The 1,450-nt window shown below is 30.0% G+C and carries 1 pseudogene; it reads right to left on the reverse strand.

The features are described from left to right. Positions 1–1,450: pseudogene (locus MBORA_RS09690) on the reverse strand (hypothetical protein); the annotation flags it as partial.

Genomic DNA, 1,450 nt, shown 5'->3' on the forward strand with positions numbered 1-1,450 from the left:
TTTGATTGTGATTTGAAGATTTTTATAAATTAAAGGTTTTCCTTTGTAGTCTGTTAATTTTACCTTATATTTTGTCCCATCATTATAAAACATATACACATTATTAGAATTTAAATAAGAATCACCAGTAATAATTAAATCATTAGTCAAATCATTACCATCTTTTTTATAAATCATTTTAATAGTGTGTTTTCCACTGTTTAAATTAGAAAAAGTAATATTCTTATTTATCCCACTATTAAGGATTTTATTACCATTTTCATAGTAATTAACATTGTAATTATTATCTCTGTAGTAAATTAAGTTATTAACAGTAACAGTGTTTGTATTTTTAGGACGAAATACACTAAAAGTACAAGCAAATATATCACCTGGCTCAAACCAGTAAATAACATTACCTTTAAATTTAGCATGGTTATTAACAAAAGAACAACTACTTAATTTACCATTAGCACTATTCCAAAAAACAGCACCACCATCATAATTCTCTGCATGGTTATTAATAAAAGAACAACTACTTAATTTACCATTAGCACTAGTCCAATAAACAGCACCACCATAATTCTCTGCATGGTTATTATTAAAAGAACAAGCACTTAAAAAACCATTATCACCATGCCAATAAACAGCACCACCATACCATTTAGCATGGTTATTAACAAAAGAACAACTACTTAATTTACCATTATCACCATGCCAATAAACAGCACCACCAGCAACATCTGCATGGTTATTAACAAAAGAACAAGCACTTAAAAAACCATTAGCACCCCACCAACAAACAGCACCACCATACATTTTAGCATGGTTATTAACAAAAGAACAATCCTTTAAAGTACCATTATTACCATCCCAAAAAACAGCACCACCATACTCATCTGCATGGTTATTAACAAAAGAACAACTACTTAATTTACCATTAGCACTAGTCCAATAAACAGCACCACCATACCATTTAGCATGGTTATTAACAAAAGAACAAGCACTTAAAAAACCATTAGCACCATGCCAATAAACAGCACCACCATACTCATCTGCATGATTATTATTAAAAGAACAAGCACTTAATTTACCATTATTACCATTCCAATAAACAGCACCACCCTTTTCTGCATGGTTATTGTTAAAAGTGCAGTTTTTTATATTGCCTTGTGTTCCATGTAAGTAAATAGCACCACCAAGTTTACGTGCGTGGTTATTTTTAAAGTAACAATTTTCTAAATTAGCATTATCTCCAAACCAGTAAATGGCACCACCCCAATCTGTTTGAGTATTATTAGCATTTATGAATCTTATATTTTTTAATGTGACTTGATCGCCACTTATCCAGAATATTCGTGTAGCTAATCTTCCGTTAAGTACATGGTTTTTACCATCAATAGTTAAAGGTTTATTAATTATTATCGCATTATCTCCAAATACATATGTATAGTCTTTATTTAGAGTTATT

Origin of the sequence: Methanobrevibacter oralis, from assembly GCF_001639275.1 — an archaeon.
Taxonomy (GTDB): domain Archaea; phylum Methanobacteriota; class Methanobacteria; order Methanobacteriales; family Methanobacteriaceae; genus Methanocatella; species Methanocatella oralis.